The organism is Rheinheimera sp. WS51 (genome assembly GCF_050936095.1).
Classification (GTDB): domain Bacteria; phylum Pseudomonadota; class Gammaproteobacteria; order Enterobacterales; family Alteromonadaceae; genus Alishewanella.
Window position 1 is genome coordinate 112,297 of sequence record NZ_JBOTRC010000008.1, and the last position, 16,679, is coordinate 128,975.

Annotated in this window: 16 protein-coding genes; 8 read left to right on the forward strand and 8 right to left on the reverse strand. The window is 40.7% G+C overall.

Annotation, left to right across the window (positions count from 1 at the left end; genetic code table 11):
• The first annotated feature begins 80 nt into the window (after positions 1 to 80).
• A complete protein-coding gene (locus tag ACRCA4_RS10740; protein WP_433188108.1) occupies positions 81 to 1,874 on the forward strand; it encodes a diguanylate cyclase domain-containing protein in 1,794 nt (597 codons plus the stop codon).
• Positions 1,875 to 1,887: 13 nt separating this feature from the next.
• On the opposite strand, the gene rep is transcribed toward ACRCA4_RS10740, so the two are convergent.
• On the reverse strand, positions 1,888 to 3,903 hold the full coding sequence (rep, locus tag ACRCA4_RS10745) for a DNA helicase Rep (protein WP_433188111.1): 2,016 nt from the start codon (positions 3,901 to 3,903) through the stop codon (positions 1,888 to 1,890).
• 138 nt (positions 3,904 to 4,041) lie between these two features.
• Between rep and ubiK the strand changes: the two genes are divergently transcribed.
• Positions 4,042 to 4,329, forward strand: a complete 288-nt coding sequence (gene ubiK, locus ACRCA4_RS10750) for a ubiquinone biosynthesis accessory factor UbiK (protein WP_433188114.1) — start codon at positions 4,042 to 4,044, stop codon at positions 4,327 to 4,329.
• A gap of 83 nt (positions 4,330 to 4,412) precedes the next feature.
• Here ubiK and ACRCA4_RS10755 read toward each other — a convergent pair whose 3' ends face one another.
• The 3 genes from ACRCA4_RS10755 to ACRCA4_RS10765 form a co-directional block, all read right to left on the reverse strand.
• Complete coding sequence (locus ACRCA4_RS10755) at positions 4,413 to 5,342, reverse strand: SPFH domain-containing protein (protein ID WP_433188116.1); 930 nt, start codon at positions 5,340 to 5,342, stop codon at positions 4,413 to 4,415.
• 53 nt (positions 5,343 to 5,395) lie between these two features.
• Positions 5,396 to 5,842 (reverse strand): NfeD family protein, encoded by a 447-nt coding sequence (locus ACRCA4_RS10760; protein WP_433188119.1) that lies wholly within the window; start codon positions 5,840 to 5,842, stop codon positions 5,396 to 5,398.
• Between the two features lie 136 nt (positions 5,843 to 5,978).
• Positions 5,979 to 6,761: a DUF2884 family protein gene (locus ACRCA4_RS10765; RefSeq protein ID WP_433188121.1), complete on the reverse strand. Its 783-nt coding sequence runs from the start codon at positions 6,759 to 6,761 to the stop codon at positions 5,979 to 5,981.
• Between the two features lie 359 nt (positions 6,762 to 7,120).
• Here ACRCA4_RS10765 and ACRCA4_RS10770 point away from each other — a divergent pair, with 359 nt between their 5' ends.
• Entirely contained in the window at positions 7,121 to 7,897 is a 777-nt protein-coding gene (locus tag ACRCA4_RS10770) for a substrate-binding periplasmic protein (RefSeq protein WP_433188124.1), read from the forward strand.
• Positions 7,898 to 7,941: 44 nt separating this feature from the next.
• Here ACRCA4_RS10770 and ACRCA4_RS10775 read toward each other — a convergent pair whose 3' ends face one another.
• Positions 7,942 to 8,322, reverse strand: a complete 381-nt coding sequence (locus tag ACRCA4_RS10775; RefSeq protein ID WP_433188127.1) for an META domain-containing protein — start codon at positions 8,320 to 8,322, stop codon at positions 7,942 to 7,944.
• Between the two features lie 201 nt (positions 8,323 to 8,523).
• Between ACRCA4_RS10775 and ahpC the strand changes: the two genes are divergently transcribed.
• Positions 8,524 to 9,090: an alkyl hydroperoxide reductase subunit C gene (gene ahpC, locus ACRCA4_RS10780; protein WP_313907657.1), complete on the forward strand. Its 567-nt coding sequence runs from the start codon at positions 8,524 to 8,526 to the stop codon at positions 9,088 to 9,090.
• Between the two features lie 194 nt (positions 9,091 to 9,284).
• Positions 9,285 to 10,829: an alkyl hydroperoxide reductase subunit F gene (gene ahpF, locus ACRCA4_RS10785; RefSeq protein ID WP_433188131.1), complete on the forward strand. Its 1,545-nt coding sequence runs from the start codon at positions 9,285 to 9,287 to the stop codon at positions 10,827 to 10,829.
• 79 nt (positions 10,830 to 10,908) lie between these two features.
• Here ahpF and ACRCA4_RS10790 read toward each other — a convergent pair whose 3' ends face one another.
• Together ACRCA4_RS10790 and ACRCA4_RS10795 are read right to left on the reverse strand one after the other, a co-directional pair.
• Entirely contained in the window at positions 10,909 to 11,745 is an 837-nt protein-coding gene (locus tag ACRCA4_RS10790; RefSeq protein WP_433188134.1) for an SAM-dependent methyltransferase, read from the reverse strand.
• Complete coding sequence (locus ACRCA4_RS10795) at positions 11,723 to 13,369, reverse strand: diguanylate cyclase (protein WP_433188137.1); 1,647 nt, start codon at positions 13,367 to 13,369, stop codon at positions 11,723 to 11,725. The genes ACRCA4_RS10790 and ACRCA4_RS10795 overlap by 23 nt, the downstream gene beginning before the upstream one ends.
• A 520-nt stretch (positions 13,370 to 13,889) precedes the next feature.
• On the opposite strand from ACRCA4_RS10795, the gene cysQ reads away from it, so the two are divergent.
• Positions 13,890 to 14,672 (forward strand): 3'(2'),5'-bisphosphate nucleotidase CysQ, encoded by a 783-nt coding sequence (gene cysQ / locus ACRCA4_RS10800; RefSeq protein WP_433188140.1) that lies wholly within the window; start codon positions 13,890 to 13,892, stop codon positions 14,670 to 14,672.
• 16 nt (positions 14,673 to 14,688) lie between these two features.
• Positions 14,689 to 15,399 carry a 16S rRNA pseudouridine(516) synthase RsuA gene (rsuA, locus tag ACRCA4_RS10805; protein ID WP_433188143.1) on the forward strand — a complete coding sequence of 237 codons (711 nt, stop codon included), beginning with the start codon at positions 14,689 to 14,691 and terminating at the stop codon, positions 15,397 to 15,399.
• Positions 15,400 to 15,421: 22 nt separating this feature from the next.
• On the opposite strand, the gene traT is transcribed toward rsuA, so the two are convergent.
• Positions 15,422 to 16,147: a complement resistance protein TraT gene (gene traT / locus ACRCA4_RS10810; protein WP_433188146.1), complete on the reverse strand. Its 726-nt coding sequence runs from the start codon at positions 16,145 to 16,147 to the stop codon at positions 15,422 to 15,424.
• A gap of 381 nt (positions 16,148 to 16,528) precedes the next feature.
• On the opposite strand from traT, the gene ACRCA4_RS10815 reads away from it, so the two are divergent.
• Positions 16,529 to 16,679: GlsB/YeaQ/YmgE family stress response membrane protein (locus ACRCA4_RS10815; RefSeq protein WP_433188155.1), on the forward strand; the 151-nt coding region annotated here is incomplete at its 3' end.

Consider the following 16,679-nt stretch of genomic DNA (forward strand, 5'->3'; position numbering starts at 1 on the left):
CGTTAATGGAATTCCCTTTAATGGAAACGTCTCTCTATTAAAGCGACACTTAGCCGATAAAGGATATAAGAGCTAAACTCGTGACTAAGTATTCAACTAATCATTTGCGTCGTTTAAAGTTGCTAATTCAGCACTACAGGCGAGCTTATATCACTCAGGGTGCTTTGCTAAGTCTTTCTGAACTTGCCAGCACGACTAGCGATATGCGTGAGTTTTATCCCGCTATCCATAAAATGGTGTCTGAGTTACTGCATGCTGAAAATTTTTATGTTGTTTTCTACGATAATGCTAATCATCACTATTCAGCCCAATATTTTTCTGATGAAAAAGATCAAGTTAAAATTACAGAGTTTTCATCTGAAACCTTCTCTTCAGGCTTAACTGGCTATGTTGTTAACTCCGCTCAGCCTTTGTTATGTGATGAAACATTATTTAATAATCTAGTTGCGCGAGGAGCTATTAAAGCGCAAGGAACACCTTGTGCGCACTGGCTAGGTATCCCCTTGTGTCGTGATGACAAGGTAATTGGCGTAATGGCCATTCAGTCTTATAATCCACAGCAAAGCTATACTGCAGCCGATCTAGATTTATTTAGTAATATTGGTAGTCATACTATTACAGCCTTAGATCGAGTTAAAAGCCGTGAGTTACTTGAAGAGACAGTGCGCCATCGCACCCAAGAGTTACAAAGCGCCAACTTGCTACTAGAAAAAGAAGTGCAAGAGCGAATTAATGCTGAAAAACTGCAAGCAGCGTTATATCGAATATCTGAACTTACTGCCAGTAGTCAAGATATGGAAAGTTTTTACGCAGCCATGCAGCAAGTATTAGCTGGGCTAATGCCGGCGAATAACTGCTTTATTGCGCTGCTGAATAAAAACAAGTCGACGCTCAATTTTCCTTTCTATTTAGACCAATATTCTTCCTCTGCAGATGACAGGCCCCTAGGTCAGGGGTTTACCGAGTTTGTTTTACGATCTGGTGAAGCTAAGTTGATTAATCCTGAGTATGCTAATGCATTAGTTAAGTCAGGGGAAATCCGACGTGAAGTAGCAACTGCCGGTAAAGCGGTTCAGTATTCGACAAGTTGGTTAGGCGCCCCTTTGCTAGTGGATGGCGAAGCAATAGGCGTTATTGCCTTGCAGTCTTATCAGCAGCAATATCAATATGGTGAACATGAGTTAGGTATTTTACGTTTTGTCTCGCAAAATATTGCTGTTGCTATTCAGCGAAAACTGGCAGCAGAGCAACAAAAAGCCCACCAAGAAGAATTAGAACAACGCGTTCTAGAAAGCACCACAGAACTGCGACAAACTAATTTATTTTTACGGCTACAGGTTGAAGAGCGGAAAAAAGCGGAAGCAAAATTATTCTATGAAGCAAATCATGATTCTTTAACAGGCTTAGCTAATAGGCAGATGTTTTTACAGTTACTTAAGCAGCAGTTTGCTTTAACTAAGCGCCAACCTAATTTGCATATGGCGCTGCTTTATATCGATTTAGATCGCTTTAAGCATATTAATGATAATTTTGGCCATCATATTGGCGATGCCTTTTTAGTTGAAGCCAGTAAGCGCTTAAAGCAATTAATAAGAGATCATGATGTTGCGGCAAGGTTAGGCGGTGATGAATTTGTTGTTTTACTATCACACCTAAAATCCGAGTACGATACGCAAGAAATTGCTCAGCGGATAGTGCTATCTTTAGAGCAACCTTTTGAATTAGAGCAGCAAAAAATATACTCCGGCGCAAGTGTAGGCTTAGCTTATATGAAACCAGAGCACAGCACAGCAGAAGAGCTGTTGCGCGACGCAGATAAAGCCATGTATGAAGCAAAATCGCAAGGCCGCAATCAGGTTGTTACGTTTAATTAAATTGCCAAATAGCTTAAGATTTTTTTATCATTTGGCGTAATCTTTCTAAGTGCGCTTGTCCAGTTTGCTGCCGTTGTTGCTCTGTTTTTACTGGTGCTTGTTTTTGCCAGTCTAAGTCATCCTGCGGTAACTCGTATAAAAAGCGACTTGGCTCAGGGCGAATAATCTCGCCAAATTGACGGCGCTCTTTGGCGTAAGTAAAAATAAGTTCGCGTTGGGCTCGGGTAACGCCAACATAAGCTAAGCGACGTTCTTCTTCTACATTGCCCTCATCAATACTGGTTTGGTGTGGCAAAATACCTTCTTCCATACCCACCATAAAAACATAAGGAAACTCTAAGCCTTTAGAGGCATGTAAGGTTAGCAACTGCACTTGATCAGCGTTATCTTCTTGCTCTTGCCGTTCCATCATGTCGCGTAGTGTTAAACGAGTGACTACTTCAGACAAGGTCATGGGCTCTTCATCGTCTTTGCCCGCTAGCATTTCACTGATCCAACGATATAGCTCATTAATATTTTTTAAGGCCATTTCTGCTGCTTTAGGGCTAGTGCTACTTTCAAATAGCCAGGCTTCATAATGACTTTGCCGTATTAAATCGCGAATGGCTTCAGCGGGGTCGGCACGCTGGGCGTTGTCGGCTACTTGGCTAATCCATTTAGCAAATTGTTGCACAGCATTTTGGCTGCGAGCCGATAAATGCATAGAAAGCTCTGACTCACAGCAGGCGGCAAATAAGCTAATGTTCTTTTCGTTGGCAAGCTGGCCCACTTTTTCTAATGTTGCTGCCCCAATTTCTCGTCTAGGGGTGTTAATAATACGCAGTAGTGCATTGTCATCGTCTTGGTTTACCACTAAGCGTAAGTAAGCCATCATGTCTTTAATTTCGCTACGGGAAAAAAAGGATGTACCGCCGGAAATCTTGTAAGGAATACGGTTAGTCATTAAGGCTTTTTCAAACACTCTGGACTGGTGATTACCGCGATACAATAATGCATAGTCACGATATTGGCTGCGGTTAATAAAACGATGGGAAATAATTTCAGCAACCACTTTTTCCGCTTCATCTTCTTCGTGCTTACAAGGTAATACCTTTAAAGGCACGCCATAACCATTTTCACTAAATAGTTTTTTTTCAAATTCATGGGGGTTATTAGCAATTAAAATATTAGCGGCTTTTAAAATCCGCTCTGCAGAGCGGTAATTCTGCTCTAGCTTAATTACATTCAAATTGGGGAAGTCAGTTTTTAGCAAAGATAAATTTTGTGGGCGTGCGCCCCGCCAAGAGTAAATAGACTGATCATCATCACCTACCACAGTAAAGCGCTGGCGCTCGCTAACTAAGGCTTTAACCAGCTGATATTGGCTAGTATTCGTATCTTGGTATTCATCCACCAATAGGTATTGAATTTTTTGCTGCCACTTTTCTTTAACTTGCTGATTATGCATAAACAATAAAGTTGGCATTAAGATTAAATCATCAAAATCAAGGGCGTTATAGGCATTAAGTTGTTTTACATATTGTTGGTAATAGTTGGCAAAACTAATATCTTGCGCTTCAGTCGCACTAGCAATGGCTTTAGCGGGTAAAATAAGCTCATTTTTCCAATGGCTAATTCGGCTTTGTAAGGCGCGTAATAAGTCTTTGTCGCCTTGAATATCGCTTGCACTTAATTCTTTTAATAAGGCTAAGCTGTCTTGGTCATCGAATAAGGTAAAGTTGGCTTTATAGCCAATATGGCGGTATTCTTTTTTTAGAATATTTAAACCTAAAGTATGAAAGGTAGAGATAGTTAAGCCGCGGCTTGCCGCTTTAGGTAGTTGCTGACCAATACGCTCGCGCATTTCTCTGGCGGCTTTATTAGTAAAGGTAACAGCCGCTATGTGTCGAGCGCTTAAATTACACTGCTGAATTAAATAAGCAATTTTATTGATGATAACCCGTGTTTTACCACTACCAGCACCGGCTAAGACTAAACAAGGGCCAGAAATATAATGAACAGCGGCATTTTGTTGCGAATTTAACTTCATTTACCCACCTTTTAATTAAGTTGGCTATTGTAACGAAAATTGAAAGCAAATAGCATGCGGCAAACACATTTAGCACGCTAAAATAGCCGCATTAATAGTTTAAACGCCATCTGTAACATAGTGGCGAAGGAGAGCAGCATGATAGATCCAAAAAAAGTTGAAGACATTGCAAAACAAATAAGCAATGTGATCCCGCCGCAATTAAAGCAGTTTGCCGACAGTGCTGAAGGTAAAATTAAACAAATTTTACAGCAAAAGTTAGCAGATATGGATTTTGTGAGCCGCGAAGAGTTTGATGTTCAACGTCAAGTGTTACTACGCACCAGAGAAAAACTAGAGCAATTAGAGCAGCAAGTGGCGGTGTTATTAGCAGAGAAAACGGAAGACTTTGCGGCTAAAGACTTACCGTCGTCAGATCAGGTTTAAGCTAGTACAGTTTATATATTGAATGTCGTAAAAAGAGGGTTTACCTATATGAAGTCTCATAAAGTAAACCCTCAGCTAGTTATTTAGCTTTTTGGGCTAGCAACTTTTAATATTTCTGATAAGCCTGCAACTGCACCGCCAATGTTGGCTAGCTCAGCTGGAACTATCATAGTGTTGTTGGTTTTGGCTAGGTTTCCAAACTCTTTAACGTACTGCTCTGCTACGCGTAAGCTGACCGCTTCGGAACCGCCAGGGTGATTAATCGCTTCTGCAATTTTGCTAATACCTTCAGCTGTTGCAATGGCAATAAGCTCAATTTCACGAGCGCGACCTTCAGCTTCGTTGATTTGACGCATTTTATCACCTTCAGACAAATTGATGACCTCCTGCTTTTGGCCTTCAGAGACGTTAATCATGGCTTGACGCTCACCTTCTGATCTGGCGATAGCGGCACGGCGTTCACGCTCTGCGCGCATTTGTTGCTCTAAGGCGTCTTTAATGCTTAGTGGGAGCTCAATATCGGCAATTTCATAACGTAATACTTTTACCCCCCAAGGAGCAGCAGCTTCATCTAAGGCTTTAACCACTTCTTCGTTTATTTTCGTTCTTTCTTCGAAGGTTTTATCTAAATCGGTTTGGCCTATAACTGAACGCATAGTAGTTTGGGCTAGTTGTGCTGAGGCATAGCGATAATTGTTAATGCCGTAGCTGGCTTTATGCGGATCAACAACTTGCAAGTATAAAATACCATCTATACCTACTTGGATATTGTCTTTAGTTACACAAGTTTGCCGTTCTACATCAATAACCTCTTCTTTTAAACTGTGGGTATAAGCAACTTTATCGATAAAAGGGATTAAAATATGAAAGCCAGAATCTAAGGTGCGGGAATACTTACCTAAGCGCTCTATAACAAAGTTTGTTTTTTGTGGCACAACGCGCGCCGTTTTTATAATAGTGATAATAACGGCTATAGCAAAACCAGCCATTAAAATGGTGTTAATGTCGACCATCAAGTTTTCTCCTTAAATAGATGGGTAATACAAGCATACTCGGGATTAGCCGATTAATTTGGTTTGCTGGCTCTAACTTGAAGTTTAATGCCTTGATTGGCAATAACCCAAGCAACATCGCCCGCTTGCAATTGATCGTTAGATTCTGCGTCCCACTGCACACCATTTAATACAACACGGCCGGCACCGTGCTCAAAGTTACTGTGAACAATAACGCGCACGCCAATGTCAGAAGCAACATTAGACGGCTGCTCTGTGCTATCTGCGGTATAACCAACAAACCAGCGTTTGCAGCGGCTACGAACACTAAATAGCATTGCTAGCGATAACACGGCAAAAATTAAAAACTGCATGCTATAGCTAGAGATAATGTCATAATTTAATAACAAGCCAACAATAATTGCTGCGACACCAAAAAATACCGCAACAATGCTGGTGGCCATTAACTCTGACAGAATTAACACTATGCCGGCAATGATCCAAAGCGTAGCTATATTCACTTAAGTTACTCCATGATTAATTTCTTACACGCTTTAACTTATAACGTAATTAATTTGTTAAAGCACCTTTGATATTAAAGCATTAAGTGCTTTTGTGATATAGCTAAACCTTGCGGCTTGATATAGATAACGGCTGTTAAGCTTGGTTATTTTGTTTTACTTCTAGCAAATCATACTGACGCATTTGCGGTATAGCTTGTTGGATCTGGGTTTCTAGTTTATCTAAATTGTATAAGCCATCACATAAGGCTTCGCCCCTCTGCTCTAAGGTGCTAACTTGGCTCTCAATTTTGTTTTCTAATTCAGTACCAAACTTTTCCATTTTTTCGGCGAAGGCCTCCATGCGCTGTTCAAAACTGCCTTCACCGCTAGTTAATGCTTTGCCAACCGCTAACATCATATTGCCTAAAGACTCGGTAACGGCATGTTCGATAGCTTGCTCAAAGGCTTGATCAAATACGTCGTCTAAGCTATTGAAACGACTACCGTAAACGGTAATATTATCTTGCTGCTTCACGACTAAACTTTCACTATAAGATTTAATTTTAGCCACTGCTTTATTCAGCGCCGGTGACTGATTAACAGGCTGCTCTGTTAATTCAGCAACAACGGTATTTATAGCATCGCTGGCGAGAATAAGCGCGTCTTCTATAAGACCTAAGGTTTGTATTGTTTGCTGGCGAATGTCGGCTTGAAACTGCTGTAATTGCTGTTGAGTTTCATTGTTAGTTGTCACCCTTATATTTTCTAACCACAGCTGGCCTTGAGGGTTAATACGCCATAACTCACCATCTGCATTTTGAATGGCTACGCTGTTTGGGCTAACTTGCAAGTCTTTGTCTAAGTGAATATCACACTGCTGCTCATGTGCCGATGCGGTACTGGCTAATAATGTCGCCGCGATAATAAGTGTTTTCATAATATTTCCCCAATCTGATACATTTTTAAAATGTGAACTATACATATGGCAGAGTTTGAGCAAGTTTGAGGCCAATTTTAAGTGATTGTTTTTAATCTATTTAATTCTCTATTCTTTAAGGGTTAGTTTAGGAGTTAGTGTTTTTGACTAAAAACTAGTTAAAAGCATAATAAAGATTGATATAAAAAGAGCTAATAATAAATACTGAAATTCGACTACTATGCAGTTATTTGACTTAGGCTTATTTTACAACTAGGTTTAGAGGTTGCTTAACGGTTGATTTTTAAGTTAATACAAGGATTACCCTTGGTTATGGCTAGTCATATTCAAGCCAATAATGGATTATAGTTGAGTATTAGATGATTAAAAGGCTCATTTTTTTAGGTTTATTGTTATTGAGCGGTACTAGCATTTTGCCTGTTAGCGCACAGATATTAACAATAGCGACTGAACATTTTCCACCTTACAATTATCTTGATGATAATAGTAAAGTGGTAGGAATTAATGCTGAACTTGTACAAAGAAGCTGCGAAATTGCCGCTATTGATTGTTCTATTCAAAGTTATCCATGGTTAAGAGCAATGTCACTAACCCTCGAGAATGATTATGGCGCGCTATTTTCAACTTTACGTTCTGCCGATAGAGAAAGACAATTTCAGTGGGTTGGTCCTTTAGTTAAGTCGCGAGCTATTTTATATCGCTTAAAATCTAGGCCTGAAATACAAGTAACACGTTTAGAGGATGCTAAAAACTATGTTGTTGGTGTTGCTCGCGGCGATGTTTATGAGGCTTATTTACAGCAAAATGGTTTTAGCTATGGCAAAAATCTATTTGGTTTTGCTACTAAAGCTGAAGCAGCAAATTTATTTGTTCAAGGAAAAATAGATTTACTAATTGGCTCATGGCAAATATTACCTATGTGGTTAGCGCCCTATAATGCAACGGTTGATGATGTAGAAGAGGCCTTTCAACTAAGAGAGCTAGGCGATAACTATTTAGCGCTGAATTTAAAAGTGCCCAAACAAATGGTTGATCAACTGCAGCAGGCACTGCAAAAACTGCACGAAAGCGGTGAATATCAACAAATCTTAGAAAAATATCAATATGCACCGCAGCATGTCTCAGCTCAAAAATAAACTCTACGGGTTTTTAGGTAGCCAATCAGCTTGTTGTGAGCAGCTTAAAGCTCTGGTTGCCAATTAAATTGATATTGAACATCGCCTTTACTTAGGGTTAATGTTTCTTGGTCAATTGAGACTTGTGGGCGGCTTTGCAAAAACTGACTGAATGCTTGCTCTTTGGCCATGGCTTCAGGTTCACACATCATCATAGTCGTAGCGAGTTGAGAAACAACAAGTTCGCCCTTATCTATATGGTAGTTACCCATGGCATTATTACAGCCGGTAAAGCCTGAGAGTTTTCCTTCTTGTAAGGCAATATGTAGTGGTTTTTGTTCAGTGCTATTTGACAGCTGCTTGTATTGGCCTTCGGGTAAATTAATTTGTTGGCAGGCGGCGAGTAAGGCTATGGTTGTGAATACTAGAGAACGTGAAAAAAACATGGTGTCGCTCCAATCTTACTAAGTTTGTAGTCTAGTATGCCATGATTAAGCTAACTATAGGCTGAACAAAGTATGCCACCCAACACTAATCAATTAAATCGATTGAATTGATTTGTTTTATTCGTTTTAAAAGTAAAGAATGCTGAGCTATTATAGCTGCAGTTGAAACAACAACTATGAACTAACCTAAGGAGTAAGACTATGTCTTCTATTATTAACACAAAAATTAAGCCGTTTAATGCAACTGCATTTCATCAAGGTAAATTTGTACCCGTTTCTGAGCAAGATTTAGCAGGCAAGTGGTCTGTTGTTGTATTCTACCCAGCTGACTTTACTTTTGTTTGCCCAACAGAATTAGGCGATTTAGCAGATTTTTATGCTAAATTCCAAGAGATTGGTGTTGAAGTATACTCAGTATCAACAGATACTCACTTCACTCACAAAGCGTGGCATGACGCTTCTGAAACTATCAAGAAAATCAACTACCCAATGATCGGTGACCCAACAGGTACTATTACACGTAACTTTGGCGTTATGATTGAAGAAGAAGGTTTAGCTTTACGTGGTACTTTCGTAATTAACCCTGAAGGCGAAATCAAAGTTGCTGAAATTCACGACTTAGGCATTGGCCGTAGCGCTGCAGAATTATTCCGTAAAGTACAAGCTGCACAATATGTCGCTAACCACGACGGTGAAGTATGTCCAGCTAAATGGACGCCAGGTGAAGCGACTTTAGCGCCATCATTAGATTTAGTTGGTAAAATCTAAGAGCAGCAATTGCTTTTATACTACCGTGACGATAGCTGGTCACGGTTCAATAAATACGAATTATTTTAGTCGCGTTATTACTGGGCGAGTAACCTCGCCCAGCTTATTCCACAGTTTTTGCTTTTTTAGTCTGTGCTCAGATTGCGGCATAGTTGTGTCTAAAATTTATCGTCTAAAAATATTAAGGAGCTTTTATGCTAGATACTAACCTTAAACAAACATTAAAAACCTATTTGCAGAACCTAAAAACTGAGGTTGAGCTGGTGGTATCTTTAGACGATAGCGCCAAAGCTACAGAGGTAGAAACCTTAGCTCAACAAATTAGCGAGCTTTCTGATTTAGTAACACTACGGCGCGATGATGCGGCTCAAGAGCGTAAGCCTGCGATGCTAGTACGTTCAGTGGCAAAAGGAACCGAAATTACTTTTGCTGGTGTGCCTTTAGGTCATGAATTTACCTCGCTAGTGTTAGCCTTATTGCATTCAGGCGGACACCCAATTAAAGAAGAAGCTGAGACTATTGAGCAAATACGCCAGCTGCCAGGCAATTTTGCTTTTGAGACCTATGTGTCATTAAGTTGCCAAACCTGTCCAGAAGTGGTGCAAGCGTTAAATATAATGTCGGCAATAAACCCAAATATTACTAACGTTATGATTGATGGCGCTATGTTCCAGCAAGAAGTCGCTGATAAAAACGTAATGGCGGTGCCGTCGGTATTCTTAAATGGTGAGCTGTTTTCACAGGGTGCCATTACGTTAGAGAAAATTATTCAAAAGATTGATGTTAATGCTGAACAGCGCCAAGCTGAAGCGTTAAGCAATAAAGATGACTTTGATGTGCTTGTTGTTGGTGGTGGTCCTGCTGGCGCAGCTGCCTCTATTTATGCAGCACGAAAAGGCTTAAATACAGGCGTTGTTGCAGAACGTTTTGGTGGTCAAGTTGCCGATACTGTCGGCATTGAGAACTTTATTTCAGTTAAAAAGACCGAAGGTCCTAAATTAGTGGCTAATTTAGAAGCCCATGTTCGCGAATATGATGTCGATATTATGAATGGTCAGCGTGCAGTAGCGCTAACTAAAGACGATAAAGTGCAATTAGAGCTAGCCAACGGCGCAGTATTGAATAGTAAAACCTTAGTGTTATCACCCGGTGCGCGCTGGCGTGAAATGAACGTGCCAGGCGAGCAAGAATATCGCGGTAAAGGTGTCGCTTATTGTCCGCACTGTGATGGCCCGTTATTTAAAGGTAAAAGAGTCGCGGTTATAGGTGGCGGAAACTCGGGTATTGAAGCAGCAATTGACTTGGCAGGTATTGTGGAGCACGTGACTGTACTTGAATTTGCGCCTGAGTTACGCGCTGATGCGGTATTAATTAAAAAAGCTAAATCAATGGCTAATATTACTATAATTACCGATGCACAAAGCACAGAGGTAACAGGTGATGGTAATAGAGTTAATGGTATTAATTATACCGATCGCAAAACAGGCGATGCACATCATATTGAATTAGCAGGTATTTTTGTGCAAATAGGCTTAGTACCAAATACTGAATGGTTACGTGGTGCAATCGAGCTATCGCCTCGGGGAGAAATTATTGTTGATGAACGCGGCCAAACTTCAATGCCAGGCGTGTTTGCTGCCGGTGATGCCACCACTACACCTTTTAAGCAAATTATTATTGCCATGGGAGCAGGTGCTACAGCAGCCTTAGGTGCTTTTGATTATATGATACGTCATTAGTAGTTAAAACCTGGCCATAAGGCAGGCGTTTTCATTCCCTCACTCATTGAGTGTTACGGCAACTTAGGTTGCCGTTTTTTTATTGTTGGCGTAGAGCATGATCTGCTGGTACGCCTAATAAATCGAGGATCTGGCTATTAATCTGCTTTTTTTCTAGCGGTGGTATTACTAGGGTGGTGATTTGGTTTAATTTAGCCTGCGCCAGTTGTGATAATGGCAAAGTTTCAGCGCGATGTTGCCAAATAGGTAAGTCTGCTGCCTCATAGAGTATGACTAAGTGCTCTGGGGGATACCAGTGCAGGAGGTGTTGAATAAGCACCGCAATATAGCGGCTATTTGGGGTTAGGTTACACAAGCTAAAATCGCCCACTATAGCGACTTGCCATAAGATAACATAGCCTGACACATCAAGATTACGCTGATAGAACAAAAACTGACTGGCTTCAAATTTCTGGCAGCCCTGCGCTATAGGATCTATTGCTAAATCGGCATATAAGCAGGCATCTGCGGCAATTCCCGCTTCCATTTTAGCTGCATAGCCTAACAGTTTTAATTGGCGCATTGCTTCATGTGGTGGCCAGCTAGCTATGCCTGGGTGGCCATAACAGGCCCAAACGACATTGTTACCTGCTTGTACGGCATTAATGACCGCTGCAATCATGGCTTGATAGCTAATGCTTCGCGATTGCCCAGGGCAATAAAACGGCTGCAAGTCGACTAAATTAGGGTTTATCTGTTGTAAAAAATGAGCAAGGTAATGGGTATTGCTATGAAAAAACACGAGATCAGCCGCGGCAAGTTGGTTTCGCGCTAGTTCGGTCAGTTGGCTACCTAAGGTAATGCCTAAGCCAAGGCAAGTTAGGCGGCCTTGAGGGGCTAAATGGCGAGTCATATTAGCCATTCGTTTGGCTGGCATGACTACAGTTTTTACCAGTAGATTTCGCATGGTATAAAGCCGCATCAGCTTGTTTAAGTAAGCAGTCAAAATTAGCAGAACTGCTACTTGCAACACCCAAGCTGGCACTTACGGAGATCTTGTGTTCATTTGCCTCTATAGCTTCGTTGGCAATACTTAATCGGCATAGCTCTGCTAGCTTTACTGCATCGGCTAAGTTGCAGCCAGGTAAAAAGATGGCAAATTCTTCTCCACCTATTCGAGCGAGTATATCTTGCTTGCGAATATGCTGGCTGCAGCGATCGGCTATGGCTTGTAGCACTTTATCCCCAGTGGCATGGCCGTATTGATCATTAATTTTTTTGAAGAAATCAATATCAAACATAATCAGGCTACATTGTTCTTGCTGGCGACGGTTTTGTAATTGACGGTTAACCGTTTCGCTAAAATAGCGACGATTATATAGTTTGGTTAAAAAGTCAGTGGTTGCCAGTTGATTAAGGGTTGCTCGTTTATTATTTAAAACATAAATAACCAGCAATAACAAAAAGATAAGCACGATAGAAAATAGAATAGATTTCACTTTTTCTTCTTTTTGTAGTTTGCTTTCTAGCTGGAGTAGATTATTTTGGCTTGATAATAAAGCGAGTGTATTTTCACGCTCTAAAAAGTCAGCTTGTGCCAGATGGTAAGCAATATTGCGCTGTTTATACTCGTCAATATGGGCATTAAGCGCAGTAATATGCTGTTTATAAGCGGCGGTTGCTGCAAGGGGAGTGTTTTGAGCTTCGTATAGTTGGGCTATGCGTAGCAGCACTTGGTTTTCTGTTCGGCTATCTCGCAATTTTGTTGCCATTTTCTGCACCTGCTCTAGTTCAGAAGCTGCGGCAGTGAGTTCGCCAAGCTGTAACTGGGCATAACCGATAAAATATTTAGCGCGCAAAATGGCATAAGGGAAACCAATGTTATTTAAGTCTGGCAGCATTGCTTGCATCTTGCTTTTAACTGCAGCCGCTTCAGTTTGAATATCTACTTCTGCCTTATATAGCTCTAGGCTATGCGCCATTAACAGCTCGTTTGCTTCAGTGCAATAAGCAAGCGCTTGGGCTGCGTGCCTAGCATCGTATGTGTTGTCTATATGAATTCTGGCATGTAACTCTAGTACCCAACTAATACATAATGCTCTTGCTTCTGATGAGTTTTTTCTCATTATTTGGGCATAGCTTATGGCTTTTTCATAAGCACCAGCGCCAATATGTAATTGGGTGGCGACGTTATAAACATTACTGATTAAATCTTTATCAGATATTTTAGTTGCTTCAAGTAAGGCTAAATACAAATGGGTGTAGGCGGGTTGATAATGTTTTATCGCCTCATGGATATTGGCTAACAGTAAGTTGGCTTTAATTTTACTTTCAAGAAATGGGCTATGGGAAATCGTTGCGGCTATCTTAATTGCTTGGTTTAAGTCACCTTTAACTGCTGTTAGGTAGGCTTTTACAAACAAAAATTGATGCTGCTGCCTTGTGTTTAGCTGACTAAGTTCTGTCTCTACCTCCTTTAAAAGCCGTCTTGCTTCGCTAGGGTTGCTGGTGCGTTGAGTTTCTGCGGCATTTAATGCTTCAACGGCATTTATCTGTGCCAATAATGAAAAAAGGTATAAGGCAAAGCCAAATACCTAAGGCAATAAAAGCAGTGTAAGCGCCACGAGTCATGCTACTTTACAGGGAAGAAAAATGTAGTTGGGCTGACTGTTTTACCTGTTAGTTTTTCTATCTGCGCTTTATCACCCGCGAGTACCGCTTTTATTTCATTACTTTGCAGACCATAGTTTTTATAATGTCTCAGCAGGGGCTGCTGAGTAATCTTGTTGTAATTTAGGGTTAGTTGCGAGTTCAGCAATAAACTTATTTAAATCTGACATAAAAACTCCTTATTAATACCAATTAGATCCATCTTCCATCAGTCTAAATAACTGAATAACAATAATGTAGGTGAAATGACAGCAGGTAACAATAGGTCTAGTTATATTTTTGTAATTAATGTTGAGAGCTTAGTGCTAAAGGGGTTTAATTCTTAATTTATTGCGACTTTAGTCGGCTCATAGTATGCATGTTATGCAATAATTAAGCTTATAAATAAATGGCAGAGAGTTGATTAACAACATGAATTATTTACCTGAGGTAATACAGATTGCTGAACAGGCGGGTGAAGCAATTATGGCTATTTATCAACAAGATAATACGGCTTTTAATATTACCGATAAAGCCGATGCTTCACCGCTTACTGCTGCTGACTTAGCCGCTCATCAGCTTATTGTCAGTGGGCTAACAAAGTTAACGCCAGACTTGCCTATATTGTCTGAAGAAGCCGCAGATATTAGTTGGCAGAAACGCAAAGCCTGGCAGCAGTACTGGTTAGTTGACCCCTTGGATGGCACTAAAGAATTTATTCAACGTAATTGTGAGTTTACCGTTAATATCGCGCTTATTGCGGCAGGTGAACCCATATTAGGGGTTGTTTATGCGCCGGCATTACAAAAATTGTATTACGCCAGCAAAAATCAGGGCGCTTTTTTAAAGCAAGCGCAAACGATTCGTCGGCTAAGTGTCAATACTAAAGCAAGAGATAACGGTATTATTGTTGTGGGTAGCCGCAGTCATCCTAGCCCAAAGCTGGCAGAATGTTTAAGCCAATTACCTCAGCATAGTTTATTGCCGGTTGGTAGTTCGTTAAAGTTTTGTCTGTTAGCTGAAGGCTGTGCAGATTTATACCCACGATTAGGCCCAACTATGCAGTGGGATACGGCTGCTGGGCATATTATTGCGCTTGAAGCCGGCGCTATCGTGCAGTTTGCTGGCCTAGATAGCAAGGTGTATCACCGAAAAAGCTTATTGAATCCGGAGTTTATTGTCTCTGCTCGACCTTTTCCAGTACACTTATCTTAATTAATAAAGGTGATATATGCGTTTAGATAAATTTATTTGTGAAAGTACTGGCATAACTCGTAGCCAAGCCGGCAAGGTGATTCGCCAAGGTTTAGTTACTTTAAATGGTGATAAGGTGAAACAAGCCGCATTACAAGTGACTGCTGATGATGTGGTCTGCTTAGACGATCAGCAAGTTAACATTATAGGTAAGCGCTATATTATGCTGCATAAACCTGCGGGCTATGTCTGCTCTACCGATGATCCGGACCATCCAACCGTATTTACACTAATGGATGAGCCAATAATCGAGCGGCTGCACACCGTTGGTCGGCTAGATTTAGATACCACAGGTTTAGTGCTAATTACCGACGACGGCCAGTGGTCGCATCGTATTAGTAGCCCCAAGTATCATGTGGCCAAAACCTATCGCGCTTGGACAGCCGACCCAATTCCCGCCAGTGCGGTGCAACAGTTTGCCGATGGCATTATGCTGCGTAATGAAAAAAACATCACACTACCGGCTACGCTAGAAATTATTGGCGAATGCGAAGCGCTGCTTACTATTCAAGAAGGCCGCTATCATCAAGTCAAACGCATGTTTGCTGCCATTGGCAACAAAGTGGCGCAACTGCATCGCGAAAAGATTGGCGGTGTACAACTACCCGACGACTTAGCAGAGGGTGAATACCGGCAGTTAACTGAACAAGAAATTAAACTATTGAATAAGGATGCAAAGCCGAGTTAATAACTCGGCTTTCTTAAAAATGCTATAAAATACCACTTGTTGATTGGATTAAGCCTTGAACTAAAACAGGCTCAGCCTCTTCATATTCTAAGTTTGCTTTATTCGCAGTAGAAAGAATTCGGGTTTGATAACGTTTCCAGTTAGTTGTTTCAGATGAGGTAACGTTTTTATAGCCACTTGTGCCTTGTTTTAATTTTGAATCTACGGCCTCCGTTACAACAACTCCCTTGGCTGCTCGCTCAGATATTTGTAAATCAGTAATCATGCTAAAGTAAACGTCTTTAACAAAAGCATCAGCGACAACACCTAAACCAGCACCAACGATACCTGCGGCACCACGCCCGCTACCACCGCCAAATTGAGCACCAACTACTGCACCAGCTACGCCACCACCAAAACCCCGAGACAACAAACTTTCAGCCTCTCGTAAATCAGTTTTGCCTATTTGTAACACGTTGGCTTGAATCATATAATGAGCCTTATCAGGATCATTCATAACTTGATAGCCTCTTTGCTGAATCGCACTGATGATTAATGGCTCAATGGATAGCCCAGGCTTATCTGAGGTATTACGAACTTGGATAAACACTGTTTTTTTATCAGGCGAAACGGGGTCTAAAAATACGGTTTCACTCATACGAGTTTGTACATCCAGTGTTCTTTTTGAGATCATGGTATGAGTTGCACCACAGCCTGATAACACTAAAGTTGCCGCAATAACTCCGGCAAAAATAACTCTTTTTTTCATTGTTTATTCCTTTAATAATCTTTAAAAAAAACTAAATTGAAGTTTCTTTCTAATTTACACCAAAGCTAAAAAAACACACAACACCCTTTATATGAATAAATTTAGAGTGCTACAATATTAAAGCTTTATACTGCATTAACGCTTAAAGCGGCGGCTATAACTGCTTCTGCTGCATTGTATATCGAATGATTATATTCTCGTTCTTTGCATTGTCAACAAGGCAAGCAATGCCTCTTTTAAAAGGGAGCTAAATACTCAAGTTAGCTTTAATTTTGGTAAGATAACGAAGTATATTTTTAAACGCATTTCGCTTTTTAATAACTACAGGCTACGCTTCAGCTGATTCGCAATTCATCTTAGTGCTAATAAAAAGGATAATATATGGGCTTTATTTTGTTTTTAATTATCGGTGCAGTAGCTGGATGGTTAGCAGGGCTTATTATGAAAGGCCGTGGCTTTGGCCTTCTTGGTAATATGGTTGTCGGCATTGTTGGCGCGTTTCTCGGTGGCTTTCTTTTTGGCATACTGGGGT

Bases quoted from the DNA above. Each gene is read 5' to 3' on its own strand.
- rep (WP_433188111.1), bottom strand. From the start codon at position 3,903: ATGAAGTTAAATTCGCAACAAAATGCCGCTGTTCATTATATTTCTGGC.
- ubiK (WP_433188114.1), top strand. From the start codon at position 4,042: ATGATAGATCCAAAAAAAGTTGAAGACATTGCAAAACAAATAAGCAAT.
- ACRCA4_RS10755 (WP_433188116.1), bottom strand. From the start codon at position 5,342: ATGGTCGACATTAACACCATTTTAATGGCTGGTTTTGCTATAGCCGTT.
- ACRCA4_RS10765 (WP_433188121.1), bottom strand. From the start codon at position 6,761: ATGAAAACACTTATTATCGCGGCGACATTATTAGCCAGTACCGCATCG.
- ACRCA4_RS10770 (WP_433188124.1), top strand. From the start codon at position 7,121: ATGATTAAAAGGCTCATTTTTTTAGGTTTATTGTTATTGAGCGGTACT.
- ACRCA4_RS10775 (WP_433188127.1), bottom strand. From the start codon at position 8,322: ATGTTTTTTTCACGTTCTCTAGTATTCACAACCATAGCCTTACTCGCC.
- ahpC (WP_313907657.1), top strand. From the start codon at position 8,524: ATGTCTTCTATTATTAACACAAAAATTAAGCCGTTTAATGCAACTGCA.
- ahpF (WP_433188131.1), top strand. From the start codon at position 9,285: ATGCTAGATACTAACCTTAAACAAACATTAAAAACCTATTTGCAGAAC.
- ACRCA4_RS10790 (WP_433188134.1), bottom strand. From the start codon at position 11,745: ATGCCAGCCAAACGAATGGCTAATATGACTCGCCATTTAGCCCCTCAA.
- cysQ (WP_433188140.1), top strand. From the start codon at position 13,890: ATGAATTATTTACCTGAGGTAATACAGATTGCTGAACAGGCGGGTGAA.
- rsuA (WP_433188143.1), top strand. From the start codon at position 14,689: ATGCGTTTAGATAAATTTATTTGTGAAAGTACTGGCATAACTCGTAGC.
- traT (WP_433188146.1), bottom strand. From the start codon at position 16,147: ATGAAAAAAAGAGTTATTTTTGCCGGAGTTATTGCGGCAACTTTAGTG.